The 25,480-nt window shown below is 40.9% G+C and carries 26 protein-coding genes and 1 pseudogene; 11 read left to right on the top strand and 16 right to left on the bottom strand.

All coding sequences use genetic code 11. From position 1 onward, the window contains the following. Positions 1-19: 19 nt before the first annotated feature. The 4 genes and pseudogenes from HLH18_RS16180 to HLH18_RS14785 all read right to left on the bottom strand — a co-directional run. Positions 20-217, bottom strand: a pseudogene (locus HLH18_RS16180) (hypothetical protein); the annotation flags it as partial. A 112-nt stretch (positions 218-329) separates the two neighbouring features. After that, positions 330-1,295, bottom strand: coding sequence for a lipase family alpha/beta hydrolase (locus HLH18_RS14775; RefSeq protein WP_171547429.1), 966 nt, complete (start codon positions 1,293-1,295; stop codon positions 330-332). A 200-nt stretch (positions 1,296-1,495) separates the two neighbouring features. Next, complete coding sequence (locus tag HLH18_RS14780; RefSeq protein WP_171547430.1) at positions 1,496-2,479, bottom strand: esterase/lipase family protein; 984 nt, start codon at positions 2,477-2,479, stop codon at positions 1,496-1,498. 88 nt (positions 2,480-2,567) lie between these two features. Continuing rightward, positions 2,568-3,596: a lipase secretion chaperone gene (locus HLH18_RS14785; RefSeq protein ID WP_171547431.1), complete on the bottom strand. Its 1,029-nt coding sequence runs from the start codon at positions 3,594-3,596 to the stop codon at positions 2,568-2,570. A 154-nt stretch (positions 3,597-3,750) separates the two neighbouring features. On the opposite strand from HLH18_RS14785, the gene truB reads away from it, so the two are divergent. From truB to HLH18_RS14800, 3 genes are all read left to right on the top strand, one after another. Continuing rightward, positions 3,751-4,659, top strand: a complete 909-nt coding sequence (truB, locus tag HLH18_RS14790) for a tRNA pseudouridine(55) synthase TruB (protein ID WP_171547432.1) — start codon at positions 3,751-3,753, stop codon at positions 4,657-4,659. 16 nt (positions 4,660-4,675) lie between these two features. Then, a complete protein-coding gene (locus tag HLH18_RS14795; RefSeq protein ID WP_171547433.1) occupies positions 4,676-5,443 on the top strand; it encodes a sulfite exporter TauE/SafE family protein in 768 nt (255 codons plus the stop codon). A gap of 158 nt (positions 5,444-5,601) precedes the next feature. Then, on the top strand, positions 5,602-6,060 hold the full coding sequence (locus HLH18_RS14800) for a hemerythrin domain-containing protein (protein WP_171547434.1): 459 nt from the start codon (positions 5,602-5,604) through the stop codon (positions 6,058-6,060). A 66-nt stretch (positions 6,061-6,126) separates the two neighbouring features. Here the strand turns inward: HLH18_RS14800 and HLH18_RS14805 are convergent, their stop codons facing one another. From HLH18_RS14805 to serA, 3 genes are all read right to left on the bottom strand, one after another. Continuing rightward, positions 6,127-7,002: an EamA family transporter gene (locus tag HLH18_RS14805; protein WP_171547435.1), complete on the bottom strand. Its 876-nt coding sequence runs from the start codon at positions 7,000-7,002 to the stop codon at positions 6,127-6,129. A 178-nt stretch (positions 7,003-7,180) separates the two neighbouring features. Next, entirely contained in the window at positions 7,181-8,062 is an 882-nt protein-coding gene (locus tag HLH18_RS14810; protein WP_171547436.1) for an EamA family transporter, read from the bottom strand. A 430-nt stretch (positions 8,063-8,492) separates the two neighbouring features. Then, positions 8,493-9,725 (bottom strand): phosphoglycerate dehydrogenase, encoded by a 1,233-nt coding sequence (serA, locus tag HLH18_RS14815; protein WP_131291687.1) that lies wholly within the window; start codon positions 9,723-9,725, stop codon positions 8,493-8,495. 355 nt (positions 9,726-10,080) lie between these two features. On the opposite strand from serA, the gene HLH18_RS14820 reads away from it, so the two are divergent. From HLH18_RS14820 to craA, 5 genes are all read left to right on the top strand, one after another. Next, a complete protein-coding gene (locus HLH18_RS14820; protein ID WP_171547437.1) occupies positions 10,081-11,490 on the top strand; it encodes a D-2-hydroxyglutarate dehydrogenase in 1,410 nt (469 codons plus the stop codon). Between the two features lie 109 nt (positions 11,491-11,599). Further along, positions 11,600-11,980 (top strand): hypothetical protein, encoded by a 381-nt coding sequence (locus HLH18_RS14825; protein WP_171547438.1) that lies wholly within the window; start codon positions 11,600-11,602, stop codon positions 11,978-11,980. Positions 11,981-12,075: 95 nt separating this feature from the next. Then, a complete protein-coding gene (locus HLH18_RS14830; RefSeq protein ID WP_171547439.1) occupies positions 12,076-12,480 on the top strand; it encodes an AbiH family protein in 405 nt (134 codons plus the stop codon). Between the two features lie 132 nt (positions 12,481-12,612). Continuing rightward, on the top strand, positions 12,613-13,197 hold the full coding sequence (locus HLH18_RS14835) for an AbiH family protein (protein WP_171547440.1): 585 nt from the start codon (positions 12,613-12,615) through the stop codon (positions 13,195-13,197). A 531-nt stretch (positions 13,198-13,728) separates the two neighbouring features. Next, positions 13,729-14,958, top strand: a complete 1,230-nt coding sequence (gene craA / locus HLH18_RS14840; protein ID WP_171547441.1) for a chloramphenicol efflux MFS transporter CraA — start codon at positions 13,729-13,731, stop codon at positions 14,956-14,958. Between the two features lie 262 nt (positions 14,959-15,220). Here craA and HLH18_RS14845 read toward each other — a convergent pair whose 3' ends face one another. From HLH18_RS14845 to HLH18_RS14865, 5 genes are all read right to left on the bottom strand, one after another. Beyond that, positions 15,221-15,526, bottom strand: coding sequence for a DUF3817 domain-containing protein (locus HLH18_RS14845; RefSeq protein ID WP_171547508.1), 306 nt, complete (start codon positions 15,524-15,526; stop codon positions 15,221-15,223). A gap of 121 nt (positions 15,527-15,647) precedes the next feature. After that, complete coding sequence (gene yccS / locus HLH18_RS14850) at positions 15,648-17,798, bottom strand: YccS family putative transporter (RefSeq protein WP_171547442.1); 2,151 nt, start codon at positions 17,796-17,798, stop codon at positions 15,648-15,650. Positions 17,799-17,961: 163 nt separating this feature from the next. Next, positions 17,962-18,510, bottom strand: a complete 549-nt coding sequence (gene sodC, locus HLH18_RS14855) for a superoxide dismutase [Cu-Zn] SodC (RefSeq protein ID WP_502708153.1) — start codon at positions 18,508-18,510, stop codon at positions 17,962-17,964. A 112-nt stretch (positions 18,511-18,622) separates the two neighbouring features. Then, the gene (locus HLH18_RS14860) at positions 18,623-19,753 is read right to left on the bottom strand and encodes an AI-2E family transporter (protein ID WP_171547509.1); all 1,131 of its coding nucleotides are present in this window, start codon (positions 19,751-19,753) and stop codon (positions 18,623-18,625) included. A 139-nt stretch (positions 19,754-19,892) separates the two neighbouring features. Then, positions 19,893-20,537: a ParA family protein gene (locus HLH18_RS14865; RefSeq protein ID WP_171547444.1), complete on the bottom strand. Its 645-nt coding sequence runs from the start codon at positions 20,535-20,537 to the stop codon at positions 19,893-19,895. A 125-nt stretch (positions 20,538-20,662) separates the two neighbouring features. On the opposite strand from HLH18_RS14865, the gene HLH18_RS14870 reads away from it, so the two are divergent. Further along, positions 20,663-21,130, top strand: a complete 468-nt coding sequence (locus tag HLH18_RS14870) for a Holliday junction resolvase-like protein (protein WP_171547445.1) — start codon at positions 20,663-20,665, stop codon at positions 21,128-21,130. Positions 21,131-21,215: 85 nt separating this feature from the next. On the opposite strand, the gene HLH18_RS14875 is transcribed toward HLH18_RS14870, so the two are convergent. Beyond that, the gene (locus tag HLH18_RS14875) at positions 21,216-21,839 is read right to left on the bottom strand and encodes a class I SAM-dependent methyltransferase (protein ID WP_171547446.1); all 624 of its coding nucleotides are present in this window, start codon (positions 21,837-21,839) and stop codon (positions 21,216-21,218) included. A 172-nt stretch (positions 21,840-22,011) separates the two neighbouring features. Here HLH18_RS14875 and HLH18_RS14880 point away from each other — a divergent pair, with 172 nt between their 5' ends. Further along, on the top strand, positions 22,012-22,572 hold the full coding sequence (locus HLH18_RS14880; protein WP_171547447.1) for a hypothetical protein: 561 nt from the start codon (positions 22,012-22,014) through the stop codon (positions 22,570-22,572). Between the two features lie 90 nt (positions 22,573-22,662). Here HLH18_RS14880 and HLH18_RS14885 read toward each other — a convergent pair whose 3' ends face one another. Continuing rightward, positions 22,663-22,995 (bottom strand): HopJ type III effector protein, encoded by a 333-nt coding sequence (locus tag HLH18_RS14885; RefSeq protein WP_171540874.1) that lies wholly within the window; start codon positions 22,993-22,995, stop codon positions 22,663-22,665. A 176-nt stretch (positions 22,996-23,171) separates the two neighbouring features. Between HLH18_RS14885 and crcB the strand changes: the two genes are divergently transcribed. Then, on the top strand, positions 23,172-23,552 hold the full coding sequence (gene crcB, locus HLH18_RS14890) for a fluoride efflux transporter CrcB (protein WP_171547448.1): 381 nt from the start codon (positions 23,172-23,174) through the stop codon (positions 23,550-23,552). 119 nt (positions 23,553-23,671) lie between these two features. Here crcB and HLH18_RS14895 read toward each other — a convergent pair whose 3' ends face one another. Next, complete coding sequence (locus HLH18_RS14895; protein ID WP_171547449.1) at positions 23,672-23,926, bottom strand: type B 50S ribosomal protein L31; 255 nt, start codon at positions 23,924-23,926, stop codon at positions 23,672-23,674. Between the two features lie 103 nt (positions 23,927-24,029). Continuing rightward, the gene (locus tag HLH18_RS14900) at positions 24,030-25,328 is read right to left on the bottom strand and encodes an ABC1 kinase family protein (RefSeq protein WP_171547450.1); all 1,299 of its coding nucleotides are present in this window, start codon (positions 25,326-25,328) and stop codon (positions 24,030-24,032) included. Positions 25,329-25,480: the final 152 nt, after the last annotated feature.

Raw genomic sequence — 25,480 nt, forward strand, 5'->3', positions numbered from 1 at the left:
GGTGGAACTTATAAACCTTCTAGTTTTCAATGGTTGGCATGTTGGCATGTTGGCATGTTGGCATGTTGGCATGTTGGCGGTACAAGGTGACAGGATCTTGTGCAAATACACCTATAAGTCCAAAGAAATGATTCACTTCATCAAAGTGATTATGCTTATAGTCTTGACGAATAATTTGTCCATAACGACCGCTACATAAGGGCAGAGTACCATCATTTTGGCATGGGTCAATTGTAATGTCGTCATGCCATATACGGTCAATGCGAGAAAGAATTTATTCATAAGTGCTAAAAAGGGATTTATACAGTGAGTGATAAATCCCTTATTTTTTATAAACCTTGCTGTTTTAAGCGGTTGGCATGCTGACGATAGACATCGACCGGATCTGGTGCAAATAATGATTTCAGACCGAGTACCTGATTCACTTCATCTAAATGGTTCCAGTTGTAATTGTCACGGATGGTTTTGCCAAACTTGGCGCTGCAACGGGATACCAGGCCATCATTTTCTTTACCACCATTAATCAACAAACTGGTGACCTTTAAAGCACCGTCAGGATCCAGTAAATTGGTCACTGTACCGATACCGGTAAATGAATAGTTATAAATACCCTGATCTAGGAACTTGCCTTCTCCACATGCTGTGCTTGGCATGCCTATGGGGAAATTGGCATTAAACTGTGCAGAGCCTTCAAGAGTTAAACTTTTACCACCGGCTAAAGAATCATGCGGGAAGCTTTGTGGGTCAAGACCTTGTGCCCAGGTAATCGCTTTGGAAACAAAATTGATGACACCTATGAGTGGGCCCTCAATAGCCGTACCTTCAGCAGACAAGATCAAGTCCGCTACAGGCGAGCCTTTATGTGGTGCACCTACTCCCGTCATTGAGGCAACTTTACCCGGTAAGGCTGCACCAACGTAGCGAATGGTTGGACCTCCATGCGAGTGGCCAATCAGATTGACTTTTTCTGCCCCGGTCAATGCCAGAATCTCTTCGATTTGTCGTGCCAGTTGTTCACCACGAATTTCAGATGAATTAAATGGCGATACACGGGTTGCCCAGACGTTGGCACCGTTACGGGCCAAGTCTGGCAGAATTTGATACCAGTAGTCGAGACCAAACTGGTCGGTTCCTACAGTGATAAAACCAGCCATCCCATGACTAAAAACAATCGGGTATTTGGTTTTTGCATAGCTTGAGGTTACTTTTTCCGTAACTTGGGTAGCGTTGCCTGCTTGTACTTGGCTAAAAGCACTGAGTGACATTAAGCTGGCAATGAAGAGTCCGTATTTCATATTGAGTACTCAAAATATTATTGTTTTAAACCAGTTGTTTTATTAGACAATTTAAATTGTCAAAATTTAGTATTGAATATAAGTGGTCTAATTTCTAAATTTAACAGACCAATGCAATATAGAGTTGTAACAAGGTATGAATATGAAAATGCCCATAAAAATAGTACCTTTATGTGCATGGATTTGTTTAGAAGCTCGGCTTATAAACCCTCAAGTTTTAGACGATTGGCATGTTGTCTAAACAGGGCAACTGGATCAGGAGCAAACATCCCTTTTAAACCAAACATCATGTTGGCAAGGTCAGTATGATTGAGGTTGTAATTATCACGGATGACTTGACCGATATGTGAACTACAGCGGGCAACCATACCATCATTGTCTTTGTTGCCATAAGACAATGGCCCGAGTTGCATCAGAATGCTGTCAATGTCCAGAAGGTTGGTGGTTTGCGCAGTTCCACCCCAAGAATAGTAGTAGATTTCCTTATCCACTTGCGCACCGCTCTTGTTACAGTCAGAAGCTAAAGCAGCGGTCGGGAAGCGTTTATTGAAGTTTACCGATTCTACTTCGGTCAATGACTTCATCGAAGCATCAAAGTTCACCGGAATATCCGGATTGGCTTGAGCCCAGGTCATCAGTGGCCCAATGATGTATTGTCCCAAAATATTGAAGGCAGTACGGCTAAGAGTATTGTTTTGAATATCATCGGCCACTTTAGAACCGCGATATGTTCCACCCACGCCAGTCACCGATACGACGTATTCGGGTTTCACTGCCGCTACGTATTGTACGGTTGGACCACCATGACTGTGACCAATCAGGTTGACTTTATCCTGACCTGTAATCGCGAGCACTTCTTCAACCTGAGCAACCAGTTGTTCACCACGAAACTCAGTGGTATTGGCAGGGGATAACTGTGCTGCAAATACGGTTGAACCATTACGCGCCATATCGGGCAAAATTTGATACCAATAATCAATGTTGAAACTATCATTTCCGATACGTGACCAACCCAGCCAGCCATGGGTCATGACAATGGGATATTTGGTTTTTGCATAGTCAGATTTGACCGTTTCTTTGATTTGCAAAATTCCTTTTGCTGCTTGTGTTTCAGCGGTTAAACCCATGGTCAGGGTCGTCATTACCGCAAGCATGATCACTTTTTTGTGTTTTAAAGTTTTCATCGACTTTTCCTTAAATATTTTTGTTTTTATTCATATAAGTACATAAATCAGATGATCAATCTAGTCACCTGATGGAGCTACATTGCGATTACTCGCCATAGGGTAATTTTCCTCCCTGATCATGAACTGATTCAAACGTTCCTACCCGGAGTTGTTCTTCTGGTTTATTAAAATGCTGCGTCCTTAATTGTTGAACGGCTTTTTGTTTTGCATCCTCGCTCATGCCACTTTTTATAATGTTGTCGCGTTCTTTCAGATAGCCATCGACCTTGTTTTTCCAGTCACGGCGTTGTCCATCTAAGCTTTCTAAACGCTGTGTGGCTTCAGGGCCGACCAAATTCAGCCGCATCTGATGAATTTCTTCCGCAGAACCACCACGTGCTTTAATGTCTGTGGTCAGTTTGCGTAAGTCTTCGAGTTTGTTGAGTTGCTCTAAATTTTCTTTCCAGTCTTGGGGTAATTGATTGAACAAATCCTTTAATTTTTGTGCTTTTTGCGCTTCAGTTAAGCTTTTGTCATCCATCACCATCATGCGACTTAAGGTGTATTCATGGTAAGTATCTTCAGTGCCGAATAAGCCTTCAATTTCGTAATCCGAGAAAAGCTGTTTACGCAGATTTTTCATATTGGCAAAGATGCTTTGATAATATTTAGGATCTTCTTTATCAATATTCGGTGCTTGTAGATCACCGAGTTTTTCACGGTAATCGATATAGCGATTCCACAAATCTAGAATTTGTGCGAGGGCAGGCGCTTTATACGTTTGCTGGATATAAGCCTTAAAATCATTTTTAATCTGCTTGAGATCTTTTTCCCCATACTGGGTAATGAAATATTCAAAACAGTTGCGGGTTTGCTCATTAACAATTAAACGGTTGGCAGCATCGAGACTCAACTGACAGTTCACTTCAGTGTCCTGTTGGCTTTTACTCATAAAAGCCCCGCCTTGAACTACGTTTGCTGGCGTATTTTCAGTTAAGCTATTAGCTTGAGGATCAACAGTTTGTGCTGCACGTGTTTTTTCTGCACTCGATTGCGAGGGCGCTAACCAAAATAATAGTGCGCCGATAGCCACAATAATAAGCGCCCAAATAATCCATAACTTATATTTCCGCATTTCCTATGCAACCTTTTTGCTTGTTTTGTTTTTATAAGTCTAAAAATAGGATTTAAATTTGCCATTAAAGCTGTAAATGTAACGTAGAAAAGTTGTAAATGCAGACAAGCGGTTGTTAACATGTCATCCGTTTCAACTTGCCTGATCTTTCGCTATGAAAAAGACTTCACCTAAAATTCAACGCCGGAATATTAGCGGTGTGTTTTTACTTAATAAGCCTTTGGGTATTAGTTCTAATGGCGCTTTACAGCGAGTACGTGGATTATATCGAGCGCAAAAAGGGGGGCATACCGGTGCGTTAGACCCTTTAGCCTCGGGTTTGTTGCCGATTTGTTTAGGTGAAGCGACTAAGTTTTCTCACTATTTGTTAGATTCGATCAAGCGCTATCAAACCACCATCTATTTAGGTCATAGCACCACCACCGGTGATGTCGAAGGTGAGCTGTTGTTAGAACAAGCTGTTCCTGCACTGACTAAAGAAAAGATCCAGCAGGTTTTGGCAAGTTTTACAGGGGATATTCAGCAAGTTCCGCCGATGTATTCCGCTTTGAAGAAAGAAGGGCGTCCGTTGTATGAGTTGGCACGTCAAGGCATTGAAATTGAACGTGAAGCACGCCCCATCACCATTGAGGCGATTGAGTTATTGTCCTTTACTGAAAATAGTCTGACTTTAGATATTACCTGTTCTAAAGGCACTTATATTCGGGTCTTGGGTGAAGACATTGCCAAAGCCCTCGGTACTTTTGGACATCTGACTTATCTGCACCGGATTAAAACGGGTCAGTTTGACCTGATTCCCGAATATACGATTGAGTATCTGGAAAGCCTGACTGAACAAGAGCGTGAGGCTTTGTTGCTGCCTGTTTATGCCCCGGTCGATCATTTTCCAAAAGTGCAGGCGCCGGAAGGGCGTGCGGAATACTTTAGCCGCGGCATGGAAAGTAATATTGAGCATGAGGCGGAAGCACAGGTTCTGGTTTTTGATGGTGAAAAATGTCTGGGCTTGGCAGAGATTACTGACCGCAAGCGTCTGGTACCGAAACGTGTACTGAATCTCGAATAAGCTTTGAAGACCATGTATGGAAATTGAAATTTTAATCAGCCTGTTGGTCTTTGCTTTTTGTGCGGGGGCGATTGATGCGGCTGTGGGTGGCGGTGGTCTGATCCAGATTCCTGCCATTATGAATGCGATGCCACAACTTAGTCCTGCGACGGTGTTTGGTACCAATAAGCTGTCTTCAATTTGTGGTACGGCATCGGCAGCGTGGAGTTTTGTCCGCAAAGTCAAACTGCGCTGGAAATTGCTCACGGTAATTGCCAGCTGTGCCTTTATCAGCTCGTTTGCAGGTGCGGCCTGTGTCGCGATGATTCCAAAGGAAGTCCTCAGACCCTTTGTCCTGATCATGCTGATTGTGATTGCGATTTATACCTTTAGCAAAAAACAGTTTGGTCAGGTGCACATTCGTCAGGAACTGACACCGAAAATATTGATGCTGGCGGCAGTCGGCAGTTTGCTGATTGGTTTTTATGACGGTATTTTTGGTCCCGGGACTGGAAGTTTCTTTATTTTCTTTTTTATTCGCTATTTAAAAGCGGATTTTATTCATGCCTCGGCATTGTCTAAAGTAGCGAATTTAACCACCAACCTGGCGGCTTTAAGCTTCTTTGCCCCCACCGGACATGTGCTGTTCCAGATCGGTTTGATGATGGCGGTCGCCAATGTACTCGGTTCATTGGTCGGTGTACGTGCCGCCTTGAAATATGGCAGCGGTTTTATCCGGATTTTGTTTCTGATTTTGGTGAGCCTATTGATCTGTCGTTTGGCTTATCAAACTTTTTCCCCGTAAATCCTGCTCAATATTAAACTTTATTATACAAATTGCTTCATCTCGTCACCCACATGCCGGGCATTCGCTTTTAAGATCATCAAACAGAATATCTTCACAATCAGGATAAACAGTCCTTTCAACATATCGGGTCTGTAAAAAATAGCAGGGTGATGTAGATGAATATTTTCGAAGCTTTACGTGCAAGTCATGAAATACAACGAGAACTGTCTGAAAAATTAATCCAGACCTCAGGGAATACCGTAGAGCGTCGCGAGCTGTTTGAATTGCTAAAAAATGAATTATTTGCCCATACGGTGGGCGAAGACCGTTATTTTTATATTCCTTTGATGATGACCGATTCAGGCTTAAACATTACCCGCCATGCTTTGTCTGAACATCATGAAATCGATGAGTTACTTGAGCAATTAACCGAAACGGATATGAGTAATCATGGTTGGCTGGCGATTGCAAAAAAACTGTCTGAAAAGGTCCATCATCATTTGCAGGAAGAAGAACATGGTTTTTTCCAGCAAGCCGGTAAAATTTTGGAAGATGAACAAAAGCAAAGTTTAGCCCAGCAATATTTGGCTGAATACAACAAGTATAAAAAGTTAAATAAAGACAGTTTGACTTAAATCTCCCTAAAAAATCCTAAATAAAAAAGATGGTTTGAAGCCATCTTTTTTATGTTGATCTATGGATTATTCAGGTTGAGGATCTTTATTTCTACTCGCTCTGAACGTCACACCCACCGAAGCAATCATGATGCAAAGTAAGGCAACACTTTGTAAAAGCGTGATTTGTTCTTTGAGTAATAACCAGCCTGCCAAAGCACCTAGTGCAGGGGATAAACTGGACAGTGTGCCGTAACTCAGTTTGCTTAATCGCTTCAATGCCATCAAGTCTAAAGCATAGGGGATTGCGGTCGCAAGCAGGGCAATGACTAAGGCTTGCCCCCAATATTGAGTCTGAATAAGCGCGTTTGGATTATGTACTCCACTGATCGGCAACATCACCAAGGCAGATAGCACAATTGCAATACTCAGCGCATGCATGCCAATATTTTGCCGCACTACACGTTGCCCAAAATAAATATAAATCGCCCAGCAGATCCCCGCACCCAAAGCAAAAGCAGCGCCTAAATATGAGAAGTTATTGGCTGATGCATCTTGCCACGGCACCATCAGCGCAACCCCTAAAATAGCCAGACACACCCAGAGATAATCAGTTTTTTGTTTGATCGAAAGCAGTGCCAGAGTGAGTGGCCCCAAGAATTCTAAACCGACGGCAATACCTTGCGGTAATTTGCCTAAAGAGGCATAAAACAACACATTCATTAAGCAGACCGAGCCACTATAAAACAGCAAGTCCTTCCATTTTAGATAGGGTAAGCGTTTGATGATTTTCCAGGAACGGAACATCAGAACAATTAAAATAGAGGCAAAACTAAGACGCAATGTGACTACGGTCAGTGGATCAAGCACTTCAAACAGTTGTTTGGCAAATGAGGCACTGATCTGATACGCCACCATGGATAAAACCATAAACAGGACAGCAGTAAGTTGGGAGTTGGGCATGCTACACGCAGGATCACCGAATCAGGTCAATCCACTGGAAAAGATGGCGCCAGTATAGCAATTCTGTTTAATTTTTGAGGGATTGAACGATCTTAAAAGCTTTAAATTTAAAACTTTGAATTTAAAAAATCAGCGCGTAAATTTAGCCTGATTAATTTGAATTTAAAGGATGTATTTTCTATTTTTCTTTAGCCTTGTTCTTGGCTTGTTGCGTGGTATAAGTACAGCCAATGGAGGCGGTAATAATGGTCGCAAGTGCGAGCCATTGGTTCCATAATAACTGCTCGCCTAAAAATATAAATCCAGATAATGCTGCAATTGCCGGTTCTACGCTCATTAAAGTACCAAAACTGAGTGCAGTTAAATTGCGCAGTGCAATCATTTCCAAAGTAAAAGGCAGGGCACTGGCCAGCACCGCCAAAGCAATAAAATAAACCAGGTTTGAAGGTTCAAAAACGCTGGCTGACATGCCTGAAAATAGGGCAATTGGCATTAAACACAGCATGCCGATAAACATGCCTAAGCACACAGTATGATTGCCTGAAATGCCGGAAGGTTTTTGTCCGGCCACGATATACAGCGCCCAGCAAGCCCCTGCACCGAGTGCAAAAGCAATCCCGATTAAATCTAGGCTTTGGGAAACTTGGTCAAATGGAAACAATAAAATGAGACCCAGAATGGCCAGTCCGACCCATATAAAATCGAATTTTTGGCGTGCGTAATATAGCGCCACGCTAAGCGGACCAATGAATTCAAAAGAAACGGCAATACCAAGCGGCAGGCGATTAATTGACAGGTAAAACATGGCATTCATACCGGCTAAGGCGATGCCGTAGCTGATAATGGCTTTCCATTTCACCTGTTTAAAATTGATCTGCCAAATTTTAAAAATAAGCGCCAAGATTACCGCGCCAATGAGCATACGCATGGCTGCAACGCTCAGGATGGGAAACTGACCGAACAGGATTTTGGCAAGCGAGCCACTGCTCTGCACGCTGATCATTGCAATCAGCAATAACAGCAGTGCCTGAACATGTGGTGTATTTTTAAAATTCGACATTGACTAAATTGGTTTCGATTTCTCGAATAGCGGGAGATCAGCAATAAAAGCTGTAAAAAATTCATAGCCTTTGTTTATATTCAAAAACATTGAATAAATTTCACGACGGAGTCTTTTCATTGAGACGGGTAATCCTTCTTGAAAGACTTTATTACTTTTGTTTCGGCATGAGCAGCAAAGCTGCGCAAGAACAAAACCACCTTGCGAACATTTGAAACATGTTTCAAATGTTCTCATCGCAGAACTCGACAGATTGAGATATTTAAATAAATTGTTCGCAGAAACATAATTTACTGAAATGTCGGTCTGCCTCGAACAGTTGCGAATGGCTTTGTCACGAAATTCAATTCCGTTCAGGATATTAAATTTTGGGCTTAAAAAAAATAAAAAACCACAGCACGAATGCTGTGGTTTAAGGTTCTAAATTAAATTAGAACAATACGCGAACGCGGATTGTACCTTCAACGTCTTGAAGTGTATCAAGCGCTTCTTTAGACGCAGTTGCGTCAACGTCCATTACTAAGTAACCCACATCACCTTTAGTCATTAATGACTGACCAGAGATGTTGATGCCGTGTTCAGCAAACAGGTTGTTGATTTTAGAAAGCACGCCAGGAATGTTTTTGTGGATGTGCAGTAAACGGTGTTTACCTTCAGTCAACGGCAACGCGATTTCCGGGAAGTTCACAGCAGATAAAGTCATACCTTTATCTGAGTAAGCAACAAATTTCTCTGCCACTTCTAAACCGATGTTGGCTTGCGCTTCCATAGTTGAACCACCCACGTGAGGAGTCAAAATCACGTTGTCCAAGCCACGAAGTGGAGAAACAAATTCTTCACCGTTTGCTTTAGGTTCTTTAGGGAATACGTCAATTGCAGCGCCGGCAATGTGACCCGATTTAATCGCATCAGCCAAATCTTCAATCAGTACACATGTACCACGTGCAGCATTAATGAAGATAGAACCTTCTTTCATTTGCGCAAATTGATCTTTGCCAAAGAAATTACGTGTTGATGGAACGTCAGGAACGTGTAGAGATACCACGTCAGCGTTTGCAAGTAACTCAGCAAGAGAACCCACTTGACGTGCATTACCCATAGGAAGTTTAGTTACTGCATCATAATAAATTACGTGCATACCCATGCTTTCAGCAAGAACTGAAAGTTGAGAACCGATTGAGCCGTAACCCACGATACCTAAAGTTTTACCACGAGTTTCAAATGAACCCACTGCAGATTTGTTCCAGCCACCACGGTGAGTAGAAGCAGATTTCGCAGGAACACCACGAAGTAAAAGAATTGCTTCAGCAAGTACCAGTTCAGCTACTGAACGGGTATTTGAGTATGGTGCGTTAAATACTGGAATACCACGAACCATCGCAGCATCAAGATTTACCTGATTGGTACCGATACAAAAACAGCCAACAGCGATGAGCTTGTTGGCTGCTTCAAATACTTCTTCAGTCAGTTGAGTACGTGAACGAATACCGATGAAGTGAGCATCTTTAACCGCTTCTTTCAACGCTTCACCCTCAAGCGCAGTTTTACGGTAATCGATGTTGGTGTATCCAGCAGCATTTAATGTGTCGATTGCGTTTTGATGAACGCCTTCTAACAACAAGAAACGAATTTTATCTTTAGGTAGAGAAAGATGTTGGCTCATTACGGCTCCGCTACAAAGGCCAAATTTAGTCGCGATATGATAACATACGAGAAGGGTCTATATACATTTCCTTTATGACGGAGAGTCTAGGTATTTTTGCCATACATACGCCGTTCCCTGCAGATTTGGGTTTAACTAAAGCTGTAATTTTTAAGGCGAGATTGTCAAAATGCTTATTTACTCAGGGTTTCAGTGGAAAATGCCTTATAATGTCGGGTAGTGAAATCGATCACAGTCATGCTGTTGATTTTATGTTCACGCCAGTCTAAGACACCATTGCATTGTTAATCTTTTTACAAATGAATGATCTATAGACCATCCACCACTTGTATATTTCTTGCTAGGTCTGCAAACGATGAATGCTCCAGTCGCTTTAACACCTGAGTTATTAAACCAATTGACAGTCATTGTCGGTGAAAACCGCATTAAAACTGATGCTGCTAGTCTCGATGCCTGGGGCAAAGACTACACCAAGCATTTCGATCCAAATCCATCAGTCATCGTTTTTCCATCGAGCACGGAACAGGTGCAGGCGATTGTTAAATTTGCGAATGAACACAATATTGCCATCACGCCATCGGGCGGTCGTACTGGTTTATCTGCCGGTGCTGTGGCATCGAACGGTGAAATTGTCGTTAGCATGGACAAGATGAACCAGATTCTGGAGTTCTTCCCTGCAGACCGTATGGTACGTGTACAAGCGGGTGTGGTGACTGAACAATTGCAGAATTATGCTGAAGAACAGGGCATGTATTATCCGGTGGATTTTGCATCTTCAGGTTCTTCACAAATTGGTGGCAACATCGGCACCAATGCCGGCGGGATCAAAGTGATTAAATACGGCATGACCCGTAACTGGGTGCTTGGTTTGACCGTTGTAACAGGTAAAGGTGACATCCTGCGTCTGAACAAAGGCATGATCAAGAATGCAACCGGTTATGCACTTCAACATTTATTCATTGGTGGTGAAGGGACGCTAGGTTTGGTGACTGAAGCTGAAATCAAGCTTGAGCGTCAACCGCATGACCTACAAGTGATGGTATTAGGTGTGCCTGACTTTGATGCAATCATGCCGGTACTTCACGCGTTCCAGAATAAAATTGATTTGACTGCGTTCGAATTCTTTGGTGAATTGGCCATGCAGAAAGTGCTGGATCATGGTCACGTGCAACGTCCATTTGAAACGGCTTGTCCTTTCTATGTATTGCTTGAATTTGAAGCACCATTTGAACCAATCATGGATGCTGCGATGGAAATCTTTGAGCATTGTATGGAAGAAGGCTGGGTGCTTGATGGTGTAATGAGCCAAAACCTTGACCAAGTACATAGCTTATGGCGTTTACGTGAAGATATTTCTGAATCAATCGCGCCGTTCACACCATACAAAAATGACATTTCAGTATTAATTACCCACGTTCCTGCATTTATTAAAGAAATTGATGCGATTGTGGAAGCGAATTACCCTGACTTTGAAATTTGTTGGTTCGGTCATATTGGTGATGGTAACTTGCACTTGAATATCTTGAAACCTGCTGATTTAAGCAAAGATGAATTCTTTGCCAAATGTCAGGTGGTGAATAAATACGTGTTCGAAACTGTGAAAAAATATGACGGTTCGATCTCTGCGGAACACGGTGTCGGTATGACCAAAAAGCCATATCTTAATTACACTCGTTCTGAAGAAGAAATTGGCTACATGAAAGCATTGAAACAGGTATTCGATCCAAACGGTATTATGAATCCGGGCAAATTGTTCGATCTTTAATATTTGATCTAAAGCTGTTTTACTGATGACTACATAACTGTCATCGAGTAAGAAAAAAAGGCATGGCATCATAGATGGAGTGCCTTTTTTTTATGGGGGAGATTTCCCAATGTTACGTCTATTGTCTACCTCTATAATTTGTTTGGGTTTAATCACAACGGGTTGTGCAACAACAAAAAAATTAGCATCTAAAGTCAGTCTTGGTTCATCAGATACGCCTTTGCAACAAGTCTTGAAAGAAAGACCTGACTTGCGTAAGAACTCGGCAACGGTTGAAATTCGTCAATATTTTAACAGTGCCGAGTCACCAACTGCTGCACAGGTAAAAGTAACTGAAACGGGTTTAAAAGATGATTCGGTTCGTTCGATTCGTACCACGTACAGTTTTAAAAATGTAGAGGGTGATTGGAAGAAAACAGGTATGCAAACTGAGTATCAATGTATGCGCAGCAAAAATACCAAGTCTTTTCAAAAAGCAAAATGCTCTTAATAAATATTTGATTTATGGTTGAAAATCAGGTTGTTTTGCCTCATAAAAAGCGTATCGGTTGATGCGCTTTTTTGTGTTTTGGGGTAAGAATAAAAATGAATATTTTGATTGTGGGAAATGGCTTTGATTTGTCGCATTACTTACCGACGAAGTATGACCACTTTATGGATGTAATGAGTGCGATTGAAGATAAAAATACAGGTGGTTTACCTGAAAATTTGTCTGAAAGAAAAATAGAAGAATGGTTAGAAGAATTAGACAAAATTTTTCAAAAGCGTAATGAAATGGAACCATCTCCTTATCATATGAATTTTGATGAGTTATTTTTTAAAACACGAGATCCTAATTTCATAGGGAAAACAAAGGAACATTATTTAACTGATAGTATCCTCCTTTCTACCCAAGATGTTATTAAAATTCAATATAGATTATCTCATAACTGTTGGTATCAATATTTTAAAAATCATGTCGTGGAGATCAAAACGTGGATTGATTTCTAACAAAAAATTGAAAGCGTTTTAACTTTAGTTGGAAAGAAAATTCAAGAGATTGAAAATATTGAAACAGAGGAAGAAATACTAAATTATTTTAATGGTACCGATAATTCTAAACCAAAAATTAACAATAAAAATTTGAACACATTGAATTTCTTTCATCTAACAGTCAAAGAAAATATGGGTAGGGTTCTATCAAGAGATTTACGAACTGGAAAACCATTTAAAACTACAACGGGAATTTTTATTAATATTCATAAGAAATTTTGTAATGGTGCCAACAGGTCTAATGGTTTTAGCCCCAACCATTTTATTGATTATCTGGCTAAACAGTTAGAAGATTTTATACAATTATTTAATTTTTACTTGGAAACAATCGTAAAGAATTTAAAAGAAAGCAATCAATTTAGGATTAAGTCTGAAAATTGGTTGGATCCAGATAAAATTTATTCATTTAATTATACAAACACATATCAACGAATTCATAAAAATGTTGAAGTGGATTATTTGCATGGTTCGTCAGGAGAGAAACAAAATATTGTTTTAGGTGTTTCAGACTTGGCAGATGAATCATTGAAAAAAATAAAAGCTTATGGTTTTACTAAATATCATCAAAAGTTATTAAAACAGACGGATTATTCATTTTTAGATGATTCGACTGATGTTTTTAAAAGCATCAAAAGAGGAAGAACTATGATCGATAAGGGATTAAAGTTTTTTTAACTTTTATATCTGGGGGCATTCTCTTGATAGCTCAGATCAAGAATACATACATGAGCTATTTTCATTTAACTTAGAAAAAGATCAATATGTTAGAGTAATTATTTTTTATTTTAGTAAACAAGCAAATTTTGAATTACTAGCTAATTTATTACATGTGTTAGGAAAAGAAAAAGTCGAAACATGGATGAAAAAAGGTTGGCTTAAATTTGAGCCGAATCCTAATGTTGTAAAAATTAATAATATTCAACCAGTCGAATTGCGAAAATCCGAAGAAGCCTAATTTCTCTCTTTTTATCGTCTCTGCTAAACTACACCTACTCAAACCAGTAGGTGTTTTTGTTTGAGACAAATATTTCTCACGAAACACTTTTATCTTTTTAGACATCTTGTGAATACGATGTTTTAAGTCACTTATCACCCAGTGCATTTCCGAAATTTAATTTAAACACTCAATGCTTGTCATTGGGCTGACGCTTCTCTCCCTAAAAATAGTGCGTAGCCCTACAAGCCTAAAATATATGTAGAAAAACAATGCAAAAAGTTCAAACCGCCACCTTAAACCGTGCCACGCTGATGTTTCCATTGGCATTGGTTCTGTTTGAATTTTCCGTCTATATCGGCAACGACTTGGTTCAACCGGCCATGCTCGCCATTACCAAAGACTTTGGCGTAAGCAGTTCATGGGCACCATCTTCCATGTCGTTTTATCTGCTTGGCGGAGCATGTGTGGCATGGTTATTGGGTCCATTGTCCGACCGACTAGGACGAAAAAAAGTGCTGCTCGCAGGGGTACTATTTTTTGTACTGTGCTGCTTGTTAATTTTACTGACGAAAAATATTGAAAGCTTTTTAGCACTGCGCTTTTTACAAGGGATTGGCTTAACAGTTATTTCCGCAGTGGGTTATGCCGCAATTCAGGAAACCTTTGAAGAACGCGACGCGATTAAAGTCATGGCACTGATGGCAAACATTTCCTTGCTTGCCCCATTACTCGGTCCAGTAGTTGGAGCATTTCTGATTGATCATATCTCTTGGCATTGGGGTTTTGTTGGTATCGCATTTTTGGCCTTTTTAAGCTGGTTCGGTTTAAAAGCCAAAATGCCGGATACAAAGGTGAGCATTCCAAAACAGCCGCTCAGTTATATTTTGGATGACTTTAAACAGGTCTATAAAAACAAACGTTTTTTAATCATGACTTTGGCATTGCCGATGGTCAGTATGCCATTAATGCTGTGGATTGCACTTTCACCGGTGATGCTGGTGGAAGAACTGGGTTTTAGCAGCATGCAATACGGCTTGGCACAATTTCCGGTCTTGGGTGGATTAATTGTTGGTAATATCGTGCTGATTAAAATTATCGACAAACTGGCTTTGGGAAAATCGGTACTGATTGGCTTGCCGATTATGTTACTCGGAACCGTGATTTTACTGGCTGGTGTGATCTGGCAGGATTATCTGATCTGGTGCTTAATTGCAGGCATGACTTTAATCAGCTTTGGTGAAGGCATCAGTTTTTCGGTGCTGTACCGTTTTGCGTTGATGTCATCGGAAGTTTCCAAAGGTACAGTCACAGCAGCAGTGTCGATGCTGTTGATGTTCAGCTTCTTTATCATTATTGAACTGGTTCGGATGATGTATGAGCAATACCATCTTTGGGCCTATGCGGTGGGCTGTTTTATTTTAATCGCGCTGTGGTTCAGTTTCCCTCGAACGATGCTCAAAGACATTTTAAAAGAACGGGTGGAGCAGGGAAGGTTTTAGGGGGAGCTCCTTCTCCTTGTGGGAGATGAGGAATATATTCCGCAAGGTGAGAGGTTAATCATAATTTTACCTCCCCTAACCCCTCCTGAAAGGAGGGGGAATATACCAGTTTGAAATCAGTATTTTCTTCCCATAGGAGATGAGGAATATATTGCACAAAGGATGAAGGTATATTCTGGGAGTTTAATAAAAAAATCAATCCTTGAAACAATAGGTGTTGCGGGTTATTACCTGAAAAAATAAATAACCTTTTAATCAGAAACTATACTTCGGGTTCAGCGATTGGTTGTTCAAAGTTCTTTAATTTGCGATCAAAAACAAAAGTTCCGAACGGTAAAATGGATGCGATTAAACCCAGAATAAACATGTAGATCGACCATTTCTGTTTTTCGCAAACGGTAAATAAAACAATCAAGAATAGAATAAACAGTACGCCGTGCCCCATACCGACATATTTCACCAAAATTGGATTATCCAGCACATATTTCATCGGCATCGCGATGAACAAAAGCAGTAGAAAAGAAATACCTTCCAAAAGACCGACAATACGTAAAGTTTGAATATGCATGGTCATGCTTAAATCAATGAGAATGAACCCTGAGTGTACTTAATATTGCCGCAGGGGTGAATCAAAATTTGATGTATTTATAAAATATATCAAATACTTATAACCAAGTGCTGAACTCGGGTTATTTGATCTCCTGCGTCCATAATTCGGTTCTCAAATTTAACAATTCTGGCAGTGTTTCGAGTAATAAGCTAATCTGTTTCAGTACGAGTAATAAATCTTCAGACAGGTTTTCTTGCTCACTCATCTGCTTAATTTCAATGAGTTTATCTTGAATTTTTTCTGTATCTAAAGGCTGTTGCTGTAACAGTACGGCGAACAAAGTGTCTTTACACCACAGCATTAAATCCAGTACTTGTGCATCTTGAACCTGTTCGCGGTGACTGCCCAAAGCCGAAACATAACTGAGTTGACTGTGGCTATACACCAGATAACGAAAGGCAGAATGAATCAGCGCTTGGTCAGGATTCGGTTCGGTACTGAGACTGGAAATCATGCTCGACAGTTCAATTTGTGCATTGTGCGCTGTGCGGCGTGCTCGACGATAATCTAGACTATTGTTTTTACCGAACTGGTATTGCTTCACCACCGCATCGAAATAGTCCAAAGTCGCTTGATTACTCTTTTTGATGGTGCTGGAAATATTACGGAAGTTCCAGTCTGGCCAAATAAAACTCACCGCAAACCAGGCAATCAGACAGCCTAAAAGGGTATCGACAATGCGTGGTAAAATAATGGCATAACCTGCACCTTTTAAATTGAAAATCAGCAGAACCATTAAGGTTGCCATCAATGTTGCCATGGCATATTTTTTGGAACGTAAATAGAAAAAATACACACCAGAAATAATGGTCAGAACCAGTTGTCCTTCAATACTCGGCACGAAATACAATATTGGAATACCGAGCAGCACCCCTAAAACTGTGCCTAAAGTCCGCAGTTTCAAACGGCTTTTGGTGGCGAAATAGCTGATCTGGCAGACAAATAAACTGGTGAGTAAAATCCAGTAACCATTTTTGGCGAATGGCATTAATGAGATTGCATAACCCACCGCAAAAACAAAGGCAATCCGTACTGCATGCCGGAATAGTGCTGAATTTGGGGTGAGATGTTGTTTCAGTTTCAGCCATAAGTCGGGAAGATCATGAATATCATCATCCAGCAGATTTAAATTTTCCTGATGCTGAAGATAGTTTTGACGATAATTGTTTTGTTCATGACTCAAATTTAAAAACTGTTCCTGAATTTTTTTCAGATTACGCAAAATCAGCAGCAGGTTTTTCACCTCTAAATTCTGCGGATTTTCCTCAATCCATAATTGAATCGAATTTTCCAGATTGGCAATCGCAAGATCCGTGTCTGGATTAGCTAGATAGTTATGATGGGTAAGAATATCCTGCGCCAGTTTCTGACAGGAGAGGGCATGAAGTTTTACATTTTTCTGAATTCGGAAAATCAGGTCGGTACGGCTAAAGTTTTGATGAATATTTTCGTAATGCAGATAATTGGATGTCGCCTGCTCATGAATGTCTTGTGCCAGAAAATAAAGATTGAGCCAGTAAATGGTGTTTTTATTGGCACGCGAGGCTTTTAAACGGGTGAGTAACGATGCCTTGGTGGTATTCAGGCTCTGCACCACTTCACTGTTTTTTAAGGAAAGCTCATACAGCAGCGGTTCAATGTTGTCGGTATTATCGGGATCAAACAGATGAGCTTTGGCCAACAGTAAGGCGGCAATGGCATTGAAGTTTGCAGCCAAATTGTCTTGGACTGCTTGGGTGGGTTTGAGTAAATAAAAGATGATTGACGTCAGACCATACCACAGCGCACCCAGTACAAAATAGCTCGACTGCTGATACCATTGGCTGTATTCACCCAGTCCAAACATGGTGTAAATGGACAGTAAAATGGTGCCAAAAGAAATAGTGGCATAACGCTGTCCCAGTGCGCCCATTAAAATAAAGGCTGCACTCGACAAGGATAAATACAAAATGAAAAGCAGTTTATAAGGATAGAGAAATTCAAGAATGCTGCTGACGCCAAAAAACAGAATGCAGACATAGAGCAGATTACGTAAGCGAATACTCAGGCGATCATCAAAGTCGGTCAGGGCAGTAGCAATGGCACCTAATGTCACCGGAACAATTAAGGCTTCATAACCTAAAAACAGTAAGCCTAAGGTAGTTCCACTCAGGACAATAAAAATTTGCAGACAATAAATTAAAATGGAATTGGATTTAAAGCGTTGAATTAAGTCTTTCAGGCTATTCACGATTTTTCTAAAGATCAATTATTGTGGATACAGCGTGAGCTTTTTTATTTGTTGTGTCAATTTATGATCGTTTTAATTCAGGGAGTTGTTTGAATCATTTCGCAATTTGTGGAGCAAAAAAGCAGACGTTGCGTCTGCTTTTTGTTTATATTTTTTAGGACAATTATTTAATCAGACCACAGGCAATACGGTCGCCACCACCACCCAGAGGTTTAGGTTGGTCGGAATAGTTATCACCACCGGCATGAACCATAATTGCTAAACCTTGAACATCAGCCATTTTTAAACGTGGTGCCACTAAAGTAACTTTTGCGTTACCTTGAGTATCAACATTTAATACAGGTAAATCCCCTAAATGACCGGTAAGTGGCGTTCCGTGATGCGGTGCGTGATTCGGGTTAAAGTGACCACCCGCTGCAATCGCCGCACCGATTTTTCCATCTTTTTCAGCCGGGTCACAGGAACCTTTTTCATGGATATGGAAACCGTGTGGGCCGGGTGGCAGTTCAGCCAAGTCAGTCATAAGCACTAAGCCCGCTGGACTGTCTTTGAATTTAATCGTACCAATGGCTTTGCCGACGCCTTGAGCCGATACCGCATGAACGGTTGTCTGATGGTGAGCTTCATGAGATGAGGTAGGGGAGTTTGCACAGCCCACCATTGCAAAACCTGCAATGGCACAGAGCGTCGTTAATTTGAATAGTGAAGACAACATTGAGTTGCATCCTTTTGTTTTATTATGACCTTGATCATTCAAACAAGGCATCAGATGCAATTCAATAATGATTAAGTATTTGACTGTATGAGTTTCTTAAACTTTAAGCTTAAGTTTTATCTGGATTGGTTTCATTTTTATCATCGTCAAGATCATACGCCATGGTCGATTTCGGCATCATGAAGGGACCAAATTCATTGGTTTCATGTAGCCATTCACGCCAAATCGCCAGCAACACCGCAAGAATCACCGGACCAATAAACAGACCGACCAGACCAAAACTCGCAATACCCCCTAGCACCCCGAACATAATCAGCAAGAAGGGAATTTGGGTGGCACCTGAAATCACCAGTGGACGAATCACATTATCCGAAGTACTGACAATACAGACACCCCAGACCATCACCCCAATGGCTTCCATGGTTTGTCCTTGAGAGAACAGCCATAATGCAACTGAACCGTAAGCTATGGGTGTTCCAAACGGAATTAGTGCCAACAAGAAGGTTACAATGGTCAGTACCATTGGGTTGGGTACACCGGCAACAAAATAACTTAAACCGGCTAATATGGCTTGTGCCACCGCAGTTAAACCTACCCCATACACTACAGCACGTGTCGTTTCAGAAATGGTATCTAGATAATGATGAATCCGTGGGCCAATGATCATTTCCAGAGCCTTGCTGACCTGGTTCAGAATGGTTTGACCATCACGGTAGAAAAAGAACAGTGACAATACGGCAAAACATAGTTTGACGATGTTTTTACCAATTTCATTTAAAACGAAACGACCATAATTGAGATGACCCTGAATCCAGATGGAAACATTTTGTACAATACTGTTCGGATCGGTATTGATATCATTTAAGGTTCGGCTGATTTCCTTGCCGATAAACGGTAAGTCGCGAATAAATTGCGGAACATTTAAATGACCTGAAAACACCTGTTTTTGCAATTCATAATATAAATTTCGACCTTCATGCTGCAGCATGAAAATACCGAAGGTCAGCGGAATACCGATCAGCAAAATAATCAGGCTGATCATGATGGTCGCACTCAGCGTGGCACGTGAGCCAGACTTGCGGTAAATCCATTGATACCAGGGCCAGGTCATATAGGCAATAATGGCTGCCCAAAGTACAGGCACAATAAAGTATTTGAGGACGTTAAAACTCAAGAAAAGGAGGATGAAAAACAATCCAAATAATAATACTTTTTGTAATGTTGGCGCGTACTGTTGCACTGCATTCACTGATTTGTTTCTAAGGTCCATGCCATCTTAACTGAAAAAAAAGCTCGCGAAAATGAATGCCGAGTAACTTCTAGTGAATAATCAATAAGCAAACACTGCTTCTAGACGGAAAGCTAGACCTTATAAGACCCTAAAACCATTTGGTCGGATCATCAATAATGGCATTTAAAACCGGCTGCCACTGATTTTGCATGCTTAAATAGTTTTTTTGCGTTTTATCAAATACGGTTAGACCTTGCATCGCTAACTGACTATAAGCCGTGCGTTCAGAAATCCAGGCCACCGGTTGCTGTTCAATTTTGTTGAAAAAATCCTGAATTTCTTTAGCGCTGGCACTATTGGCTTTAACGCGATTGGCCAGAAGTAAAATTTGCACTTTACCTTTGCGAATACGCTTGATGTCCTGTAAATGTTTCAAGAAACGGCGCGTGCTGTCGATATCGAAAAAAGAGGGTTGTAATGGGGTGATAATGGCGTGCGCTTCCCCAATCAGTTGTTCAGCATGTTCACCAGAAAGTGCCCCGGGCGCATCAATAATCAGATATTCTAAATTTTTAGGCACATTATCAAATGATTTTCCAGGACGCCAGTCCAGGCTTTGAATCGGGGCAGCATCTTCAGGGCGGTGTTTAAGCCATTGCATAGTTGATTTTTGGTTGTCGGCATCGGCAAGTGCAACCCGATAACCTTTTTGTGCTAAAGCCGCAGCCAGACTGATTGCGGTAATGGTTTTACCACATCCACCTTTTTGATTTGCAATTAAGATTGTTTTCATGACCCTGACGATTTTATTCTGCTCCGCCCTAGCATATCATTGTTTGATGCGATGAATATGACACATGACAAAAGTCTTAAAGATGCATGTCATGTGGTAGTAAATTTTTGAATTAGGAAAGAATAATGTCCATCTGGATGGCAATGTTGATTGGTGCGTGTATAGGAGTGGTATTAACTACCCTGATTTTAAGCAATACCCGTAATGGACGGGTCAAAGCAGAGTATGAGCAATACATTGCTGAGCTGGAGTTAGAGCATCAACAGGCTTTAATCCATGCACAAAAGCGTAGTGTCAATACCAGTCGTGCGGTGTTAAAAGGCAAAATGGCAGAGCAAATGGCGCCGATTATGCCCGAGTTTCAATACCTGCCCAGTGATGCCAAATTCTTGGGTGATCCGGTTGATTACGTGGTGTTTGATGGTTATACCGACCTACGCGATGGTGAAGGGCGGGCAGAAGATATTGAAGTGGTGCTGATTGATATTAAAAGTGGTGGCGCACGCCTTACTAAAGGGCAACAGGCGATTGCCCAAGCGATTCGTGATGGACGGGTGCGTTTTGAAACGGTTCGCATCGACTTTAATGATTAATGTGGTGTAGCTAAACAATTTGCCCAGATTCAATCTGGGCAACAGAGGTATTGAGCAGAGGGTTGAATTTAAGCGAATCCAACCGCTATGCTTTTTCAGCCCGGGCAAAGAACATGCGACTGCCAATTTTAGGAATCCCGGTCGCATCGAAATAATGTTGTTCTTTAAAGCGGAAATTTGCATCTAACAGGGCTTTCTCAATATTACGGTTGAGATGACAACCATCAGCCAAACGCTTTTGAATCGGAGTCAGTAAATTCTGTAAATGCTTAAGCGTCTTGTTGTCCTGATACTGAACATGTTCGACCAAATGCAAAGTACCGGTCGGTTTGAGTACGCGGTGCAATTCAGTTAAAGCCTGGGGTAAATTTTCAATACTGCATAAAGTCCAGGTACTGACAATGTGCTCGATGCTGTTATCCGCAAAAGGTAGATTTTCTGCATTGGCCTGAATATGCTGGACATGTATTGCACTTTCAAGCACGCGTTTGCTTGCCAGTTGATAAATATCTGCATTCGGTTCGAGTGCGTATAACGTATCGACATTTTGATAAAAAGGCAGATTAACCCCGGTACCAAAGCCAATTTCTAGAACTTCACCTGAAATCGGTAACAGTAATTCCCGACGCTGCTCCATCAGGCTAGGCGTTTGCATTACCTGATTGAGTAAATGCGGGAAAATATGCTGCTGATAAAATTTATAAATCATTGATCGCTTAATTTTTCTTTATATCTATTTAGCTTACTGGATATTTCAGTCAATTAATAAGACAAAAAAGTGACTGAATATATCTATATTGTTACCAAGTCCATATAGCCATTTAAGTTTCATGAATTAAGATAAAAGTTGAAAATAAAGAAATTCGTTTTGAGGTATACAGATGACTAGACAATTATTATTCAGTGCTTTACTTGCAACTTGCATGTTACAAGTGAGCGCCAGCGCATCTGTCGATCATAATATTTCTAAAGGTTTGGCACCTGTCTCTAAAGACCAGTCGATTAAAAAACTACAATCCTTTAGAGGTGATTTTCGTATTTTAGGCTCGAAAATTTATACTAACGATGAACAGGCCAAGTTTTCGCCGATTGATTATGCTGTGAGTTGGGGCTTGTTTGCCGAACCTGAAATTGCACGGCATATCTCGGTGAATCAGTATGACCGTTATCTAAACTGGAAAATTGATCGTCTACCTGTGCCTGCCGATCAAGCCATGCAGATGGTGTCGAATATGCACATCATTCCGGCAAACCCGCAAATTGCCAAGCAAATTAAAAATGTAAAACGGGGCGATTTGGTGCGTTTAAAAGGCGAGTTGGTTGAAATTAAAGATAAAGATTTGGTCTGGACCTCATCTCTAACCCCGACAGATACTGGTGATGGTGCCTGCGAATTATTCCGCGTCAGTTCAATTGAATGGATTGAAAAAGTAAAAGGTTAATCCTTTTAAAGGCTCCCTTTTTGAAAGAGAGGAGTAAAAATCCCGCTTTATTAAAGCGGGATTTTTATATTCTAAGACTTATATAGAAACTTATTTTGCAGTTAAAGCCTGACCTTCAAATTGGATACCATCCCAACCATTTTGCATAAACTGGCGAATATTCTGGTGGTCAGTTGCCTCAGGTGTCGCTAGCACGGCAGCATAATGTTCAGCAAACAGGCTTAAAGTCTGTGCTTGATCTAAACCGTTCAATTGCGCAAAAGAAAACACTTTTGCACTGCCCTGATTTTCAGTCGCAGCATTGGCTTGTTGTCCATTTTTAAATGCGGTTGGCGTGTGATTATAACGGGCTTCAATATATGCAATCACATCTGCAAATTTCGCTTCGCCTGCTTGAAGTTGTGCCAATAAATCTTGAGCCATTATTTTCTCAGTCCATATAAATAGTCAATTTAACCGCAAGACTATAGCAATTTTTACGTGTTTTATTCAGCATTATTTCTTTGTAAAAAATACAGAATCATGCAAAAGTATTGTTCAATGAAAACAGGGCTGTGGATAAAACACGGGTTGTGCACACCCGATACTGGATGAAATAAATGAGCTGGTTACTGGTAGCGATGGGTGGGGCGATTGGGGCAAGTTTGCGTTATGGCGCAGGCGTATTTTTACTGAAACCGACCAGCATTTTCCCCTGGACGACATGGTGGGTGAATATCTTTGGCTGCCTGCTTGCAGGCATATTCTTTGCCTATAGCCAAAAATTTCCAAGCTTACAAAATGAAGCACGGCTGTTTTTGATGGTCGGGATTTTAGGCGGCTTCACCACATTTTCCAGTTTTGGTTTAGAAACCTTTCAGCTATTAAAACATGGTCAGACTACACTGGCTTTGGGCTATGTGATTTCAAGTGTGATTATGGGTGTAATATTTTTGGCATTGGGTTTTTATCTGTTTCAATGGTTATTACACAGCAAATAAAACCTGAATACTGTTTCAGCTAAAAAATACAATAGATAAAAAAGAAGCCCAAGCTGGAGGAGAGTGCTTGGGCTTTTCAAGTTTTAAGACTAACCTTGAAATCTTAAAATAATATGAAGTTAATGTGAGCGTTTGAAACGCGCAAAACGCTTATTGAAACTTGCCACGCGACCTTCATTACTGGTTTGACGTTGCTCACCGGTATAAAACGGATGCGATGCACTGGAAATGTCTAAAGTCACATAAGGATAGTCCTGACCTTGGTAACTCTTGGTTTGTGAGGTTTGCAAGGTACTGCCAATAATGAAATAAGCATCTGCATTGGTGTCATGGAACAGGACTTCACGATATTCTGGATGGATATTAGCGCGCATGATAAATTCCAAAATTACTGGTAATATTGTTATGTTATAATATAACATTAAATTTGGCAAATAAAACCCAAATCAGGAGCTGTATTTGGGTTTTAAAAAGGATTTATTGACGCGGTGGCACCAGTTCATCAAACAGGTCATTGAGATTGTCATGCATTTTTAAATGAATCATGTTCCAGTAATGTCCAGACACGGTACGATTCACCATCAATGTTTCTGGTGAAGGCTTGAATATATCCCAATACTTCAATGAGGGTTTAAGCAACTCCATTCCATCATGATGTGCCGAGTTTTCTTCAAAATCGTACAGGGTGGTCAGTGGACGCATCAATACTTCTAACCATTGCTTATACAATTCGGCCGGGAATTTACCTTGTTCTGAAATGGCATGCAGGGCATTCAGCTGCTGTTCCATCTCAGCAATATTGCCTTCTCGGGCAGACTGAACTAAATGTTTAAAGTGCTGCACAGTTGCACTGGATAATGTTTTTACACCGCCGTAATCGTAAATAATCACCGTGCCATCTTCACGGAAAGCAAAGTTGCCCGGATGCGGGTCGCAATGGAAACGTTTTAAATAGAAAATCTCTTGCCCAATGGCACGAAATAAACGGCGACCCAGTTCATTGCGGGTTGCTTGAGACCAGGTGCTCGCAGTTTCAATACTTTCACCCTGTTCTAGGCTCAAGGTTAAAATATGCCGTGAAGAATAGTCTTTATACACTTGCGGAATAATAATTTTAGTATCTAAAGCTTCATGGAATGTACGCGCGACTTCGAGGTTTTGCGCTTCAATCTCATAATTTAATTCATTGTCCAGACTTTCCTGAATTTCCTTGAACAGCCGATCTTGTAATTTGCGATCGACTTTTAGTACACCCATCAAACGCAAAGCCAAACGCACTTGTTTCAGGTCACTTTCGCAGGCTTCATCAACACCCGGATATTGCACTTTAACCACTACTTGCTGCCCATTCGGCAGAAAAGCTTTATGCACTTGCCCAATCGAGGCCGCGGCAAAAGGCTGTTCATCGAAGTGCTTAAAGATTTGATTCAGTGGCTTACCCAGTTCTTTTTCGACTTGCGCTTTAATCTCAGCAAAAGGCATCGCAGGCGCTTGGCGCTGTAACTTGCTGATGGCACGCGCGACTTCAGGTGGAAAGATGTCTTTATATTGTGAAGCAATTTGCCCCACTTTCATGACCGCACCCTTCATTTCCCCAAGGGTATCCGCAATTTGTAGCCCTATATCTTGAAAAAGCTTACTGCGTGAGGCATTTTTTTGTTCTTCGTCGGCATTAAAATTTTTGATTGAATTTGAGACGGTTTTAGTTGCGATGCTCGCCGTCATAGTGGCAAGTTTCATAAAACGACGACCGGGTGTGCTAGCCGTTTTTGCCATGCGATATTCCTCAGGATCATCAAAGATGTGTTTCAATGATCATAGGCGTTAAACTCGATATTGCCTACTTTAAATTGTTAAAAGCTGCATTTTTAATATTCGATTTTAAAAATTATAAGCATTTTTTGAAGCTTAAATTGATGAAGTTTTTA

The sequence above is a fragment of the Acinetobacter sp. ANC 5414 genome, from assembly GCF_013004295.1.
Taxonomy (GTDB): domain Bacteria; phylum Pseudomonadota; class Gammaproteobacteria; order Pseudomonadales; family Moraxellaceae; genus Acinetobacter.

Bases quoted from the DNA above. Each gene is read 5' to 3' on its own strand.
- HLH18_RS14845 (WP_171547508.1), bottom strand. From the start codon at position 15,526: ATGCATATTCAAACTTTACGTATTGTCGGTCTTTTGGAAGGTATTTCT.
- HLH18_RS14865 (WP_171547444.1), bottom strand. From the start codon at position 20,537: ATGAAAACAATCTTAATTGCAAATCAAAAAGGTGGATGTGGTAAAACC.
- HLH18_RS14795 (WP_171547433.1), top strand. From the start codon at position 4,676: ATGGAAATTGAAATTTTAATCAGCCTGTTGGTCTTTGCTTTTTGTGCG.
- HLH18_RS14880 (WP_171547447.1), top strand. From the start codon at position 22,012: ATGACTAGACAATTATTATTCAGTGCTTTACTTGCAACTTGCATGTTA.
- HLH18_RS14820 (WP_171547437.1), top strand. From the start codon at position 10,081: ATGAATGCTCCAGTCGCTTTAACACCTGAGTTATTAAACCAATTGACA.
- HLH18_RS14830 (WP_171547439.1), top strand. From the start codon at position 12,076: ATGAATATTTTGATTGTGGGAAATGGCTTTGATTTGTCGCATTACTTA.
- serA (WP_131291687.1), bottom strand. From the start codon at position 9,725: ATGAGCCAACATCTTTCTCTACCTAAAGATAAAATTCGTTTCTTGTTG.
- craA (WP_171547441.1), top strand. From the start codon at position 13,729: ATGCAAAAAGTTCAAACCGCCACCTTAAACCGTGCCACGCTGATGTTT.
- HLH18_RS14785 (WP_171547431.1), bottom strand. From the start codon at position 3,596: ATGCGGAAATATAAGTTATGGATTATTTGGGCGCTTATTATTGTGGCT.
- HLH18_RS14870 (WP_171547445.1), top strand. From the start codon at position 20,663: ATGTCCATCTGGATGGCAATGTTGATTGGTGCGTGTATAGGAGTGGTA.
- HLH18_RS14825 (WP_171547438.1), top strand. From the start codon at position 11,600: ATGTTACGTCTATTGTCTACCTCTATAATTTGTTTGGGTTTAATCACA.
- HLH18_RS14780 (WP_171547430.1), bottom strand. From the start codon at position 2,479: ATGAAAACTTTAAAACACAAAAAAGTGATCATGCTTGCGGTAATGACG.
- HLH18_RS14805 (WP_171547435.1), bottom strand. From the start codon at position 7,002: ATGCCCAACTCCCAACTTACTGCTGTCCTGTTTATGGTTTTATCCATG.
- HLH18_RS14895 (WP_171547449.1), bottom strand. From the start codon at position 23,926: ATGCGCGCTAATATCCATCCAGAATATCGTGAAGTCCTGTTCCATGAC.
- HLH18_RS14775 (WP_171547429.1), bottom strand. From the start codon at position 1,295: ATGAAATACGGACTCTTCATTGCCAGCTTAATGTCACTCAGTGCTTTT.
- HLH18_RS14810 (WP_171547436.1), bottom strand. From the start codon at position 8,062: ATGTCGAATTTTAAAAATACACCACATGTTCAGGCACTGCTGTTATTG.
- HLH18_RS14800 (WP_171547434.1), top strand. From the start codon at position 5,602: ATGAATATTTTCGAAGCTTTACGTGCAAGTCATGAAATACAACGAGAA.
- truB (WP_171547432.1), top strand. From the start codon at position 3,751: ATGAAAAAGACTTCACCTAAAATTCAACGCCGGAATATTAGCGGTGTG.
- HLH18_RS14875 (WP_171547446.1), bottom strand. From the start codon at position 21,839: ATGATTTATAAATTTTATCAGCAGCATATTTTCCCGCATTTACTCAAT.
- HLH18_RS14900 (WP_171547450.1), bottom strand. From the start codon at position 25,328: ATGGCAAAAACGGCTAGCACACCCGGTCGTCGTTTTATGAAACTTGCC.
- HLH18_RS14885 (WP_171540874.1), bottom strand. From the start codon at position 22,995: ATGGCTCAAGATTTATTGGCACAACTTCAAGCAGGCGAAGCGAAATTT.
- crcB (WP_171547448.1), top strand. From the start codon at position 23,172: ATGAGCTGGTTACTGGTAGCGATGGGTGGGGCGATTGGGGCAAGTTTG.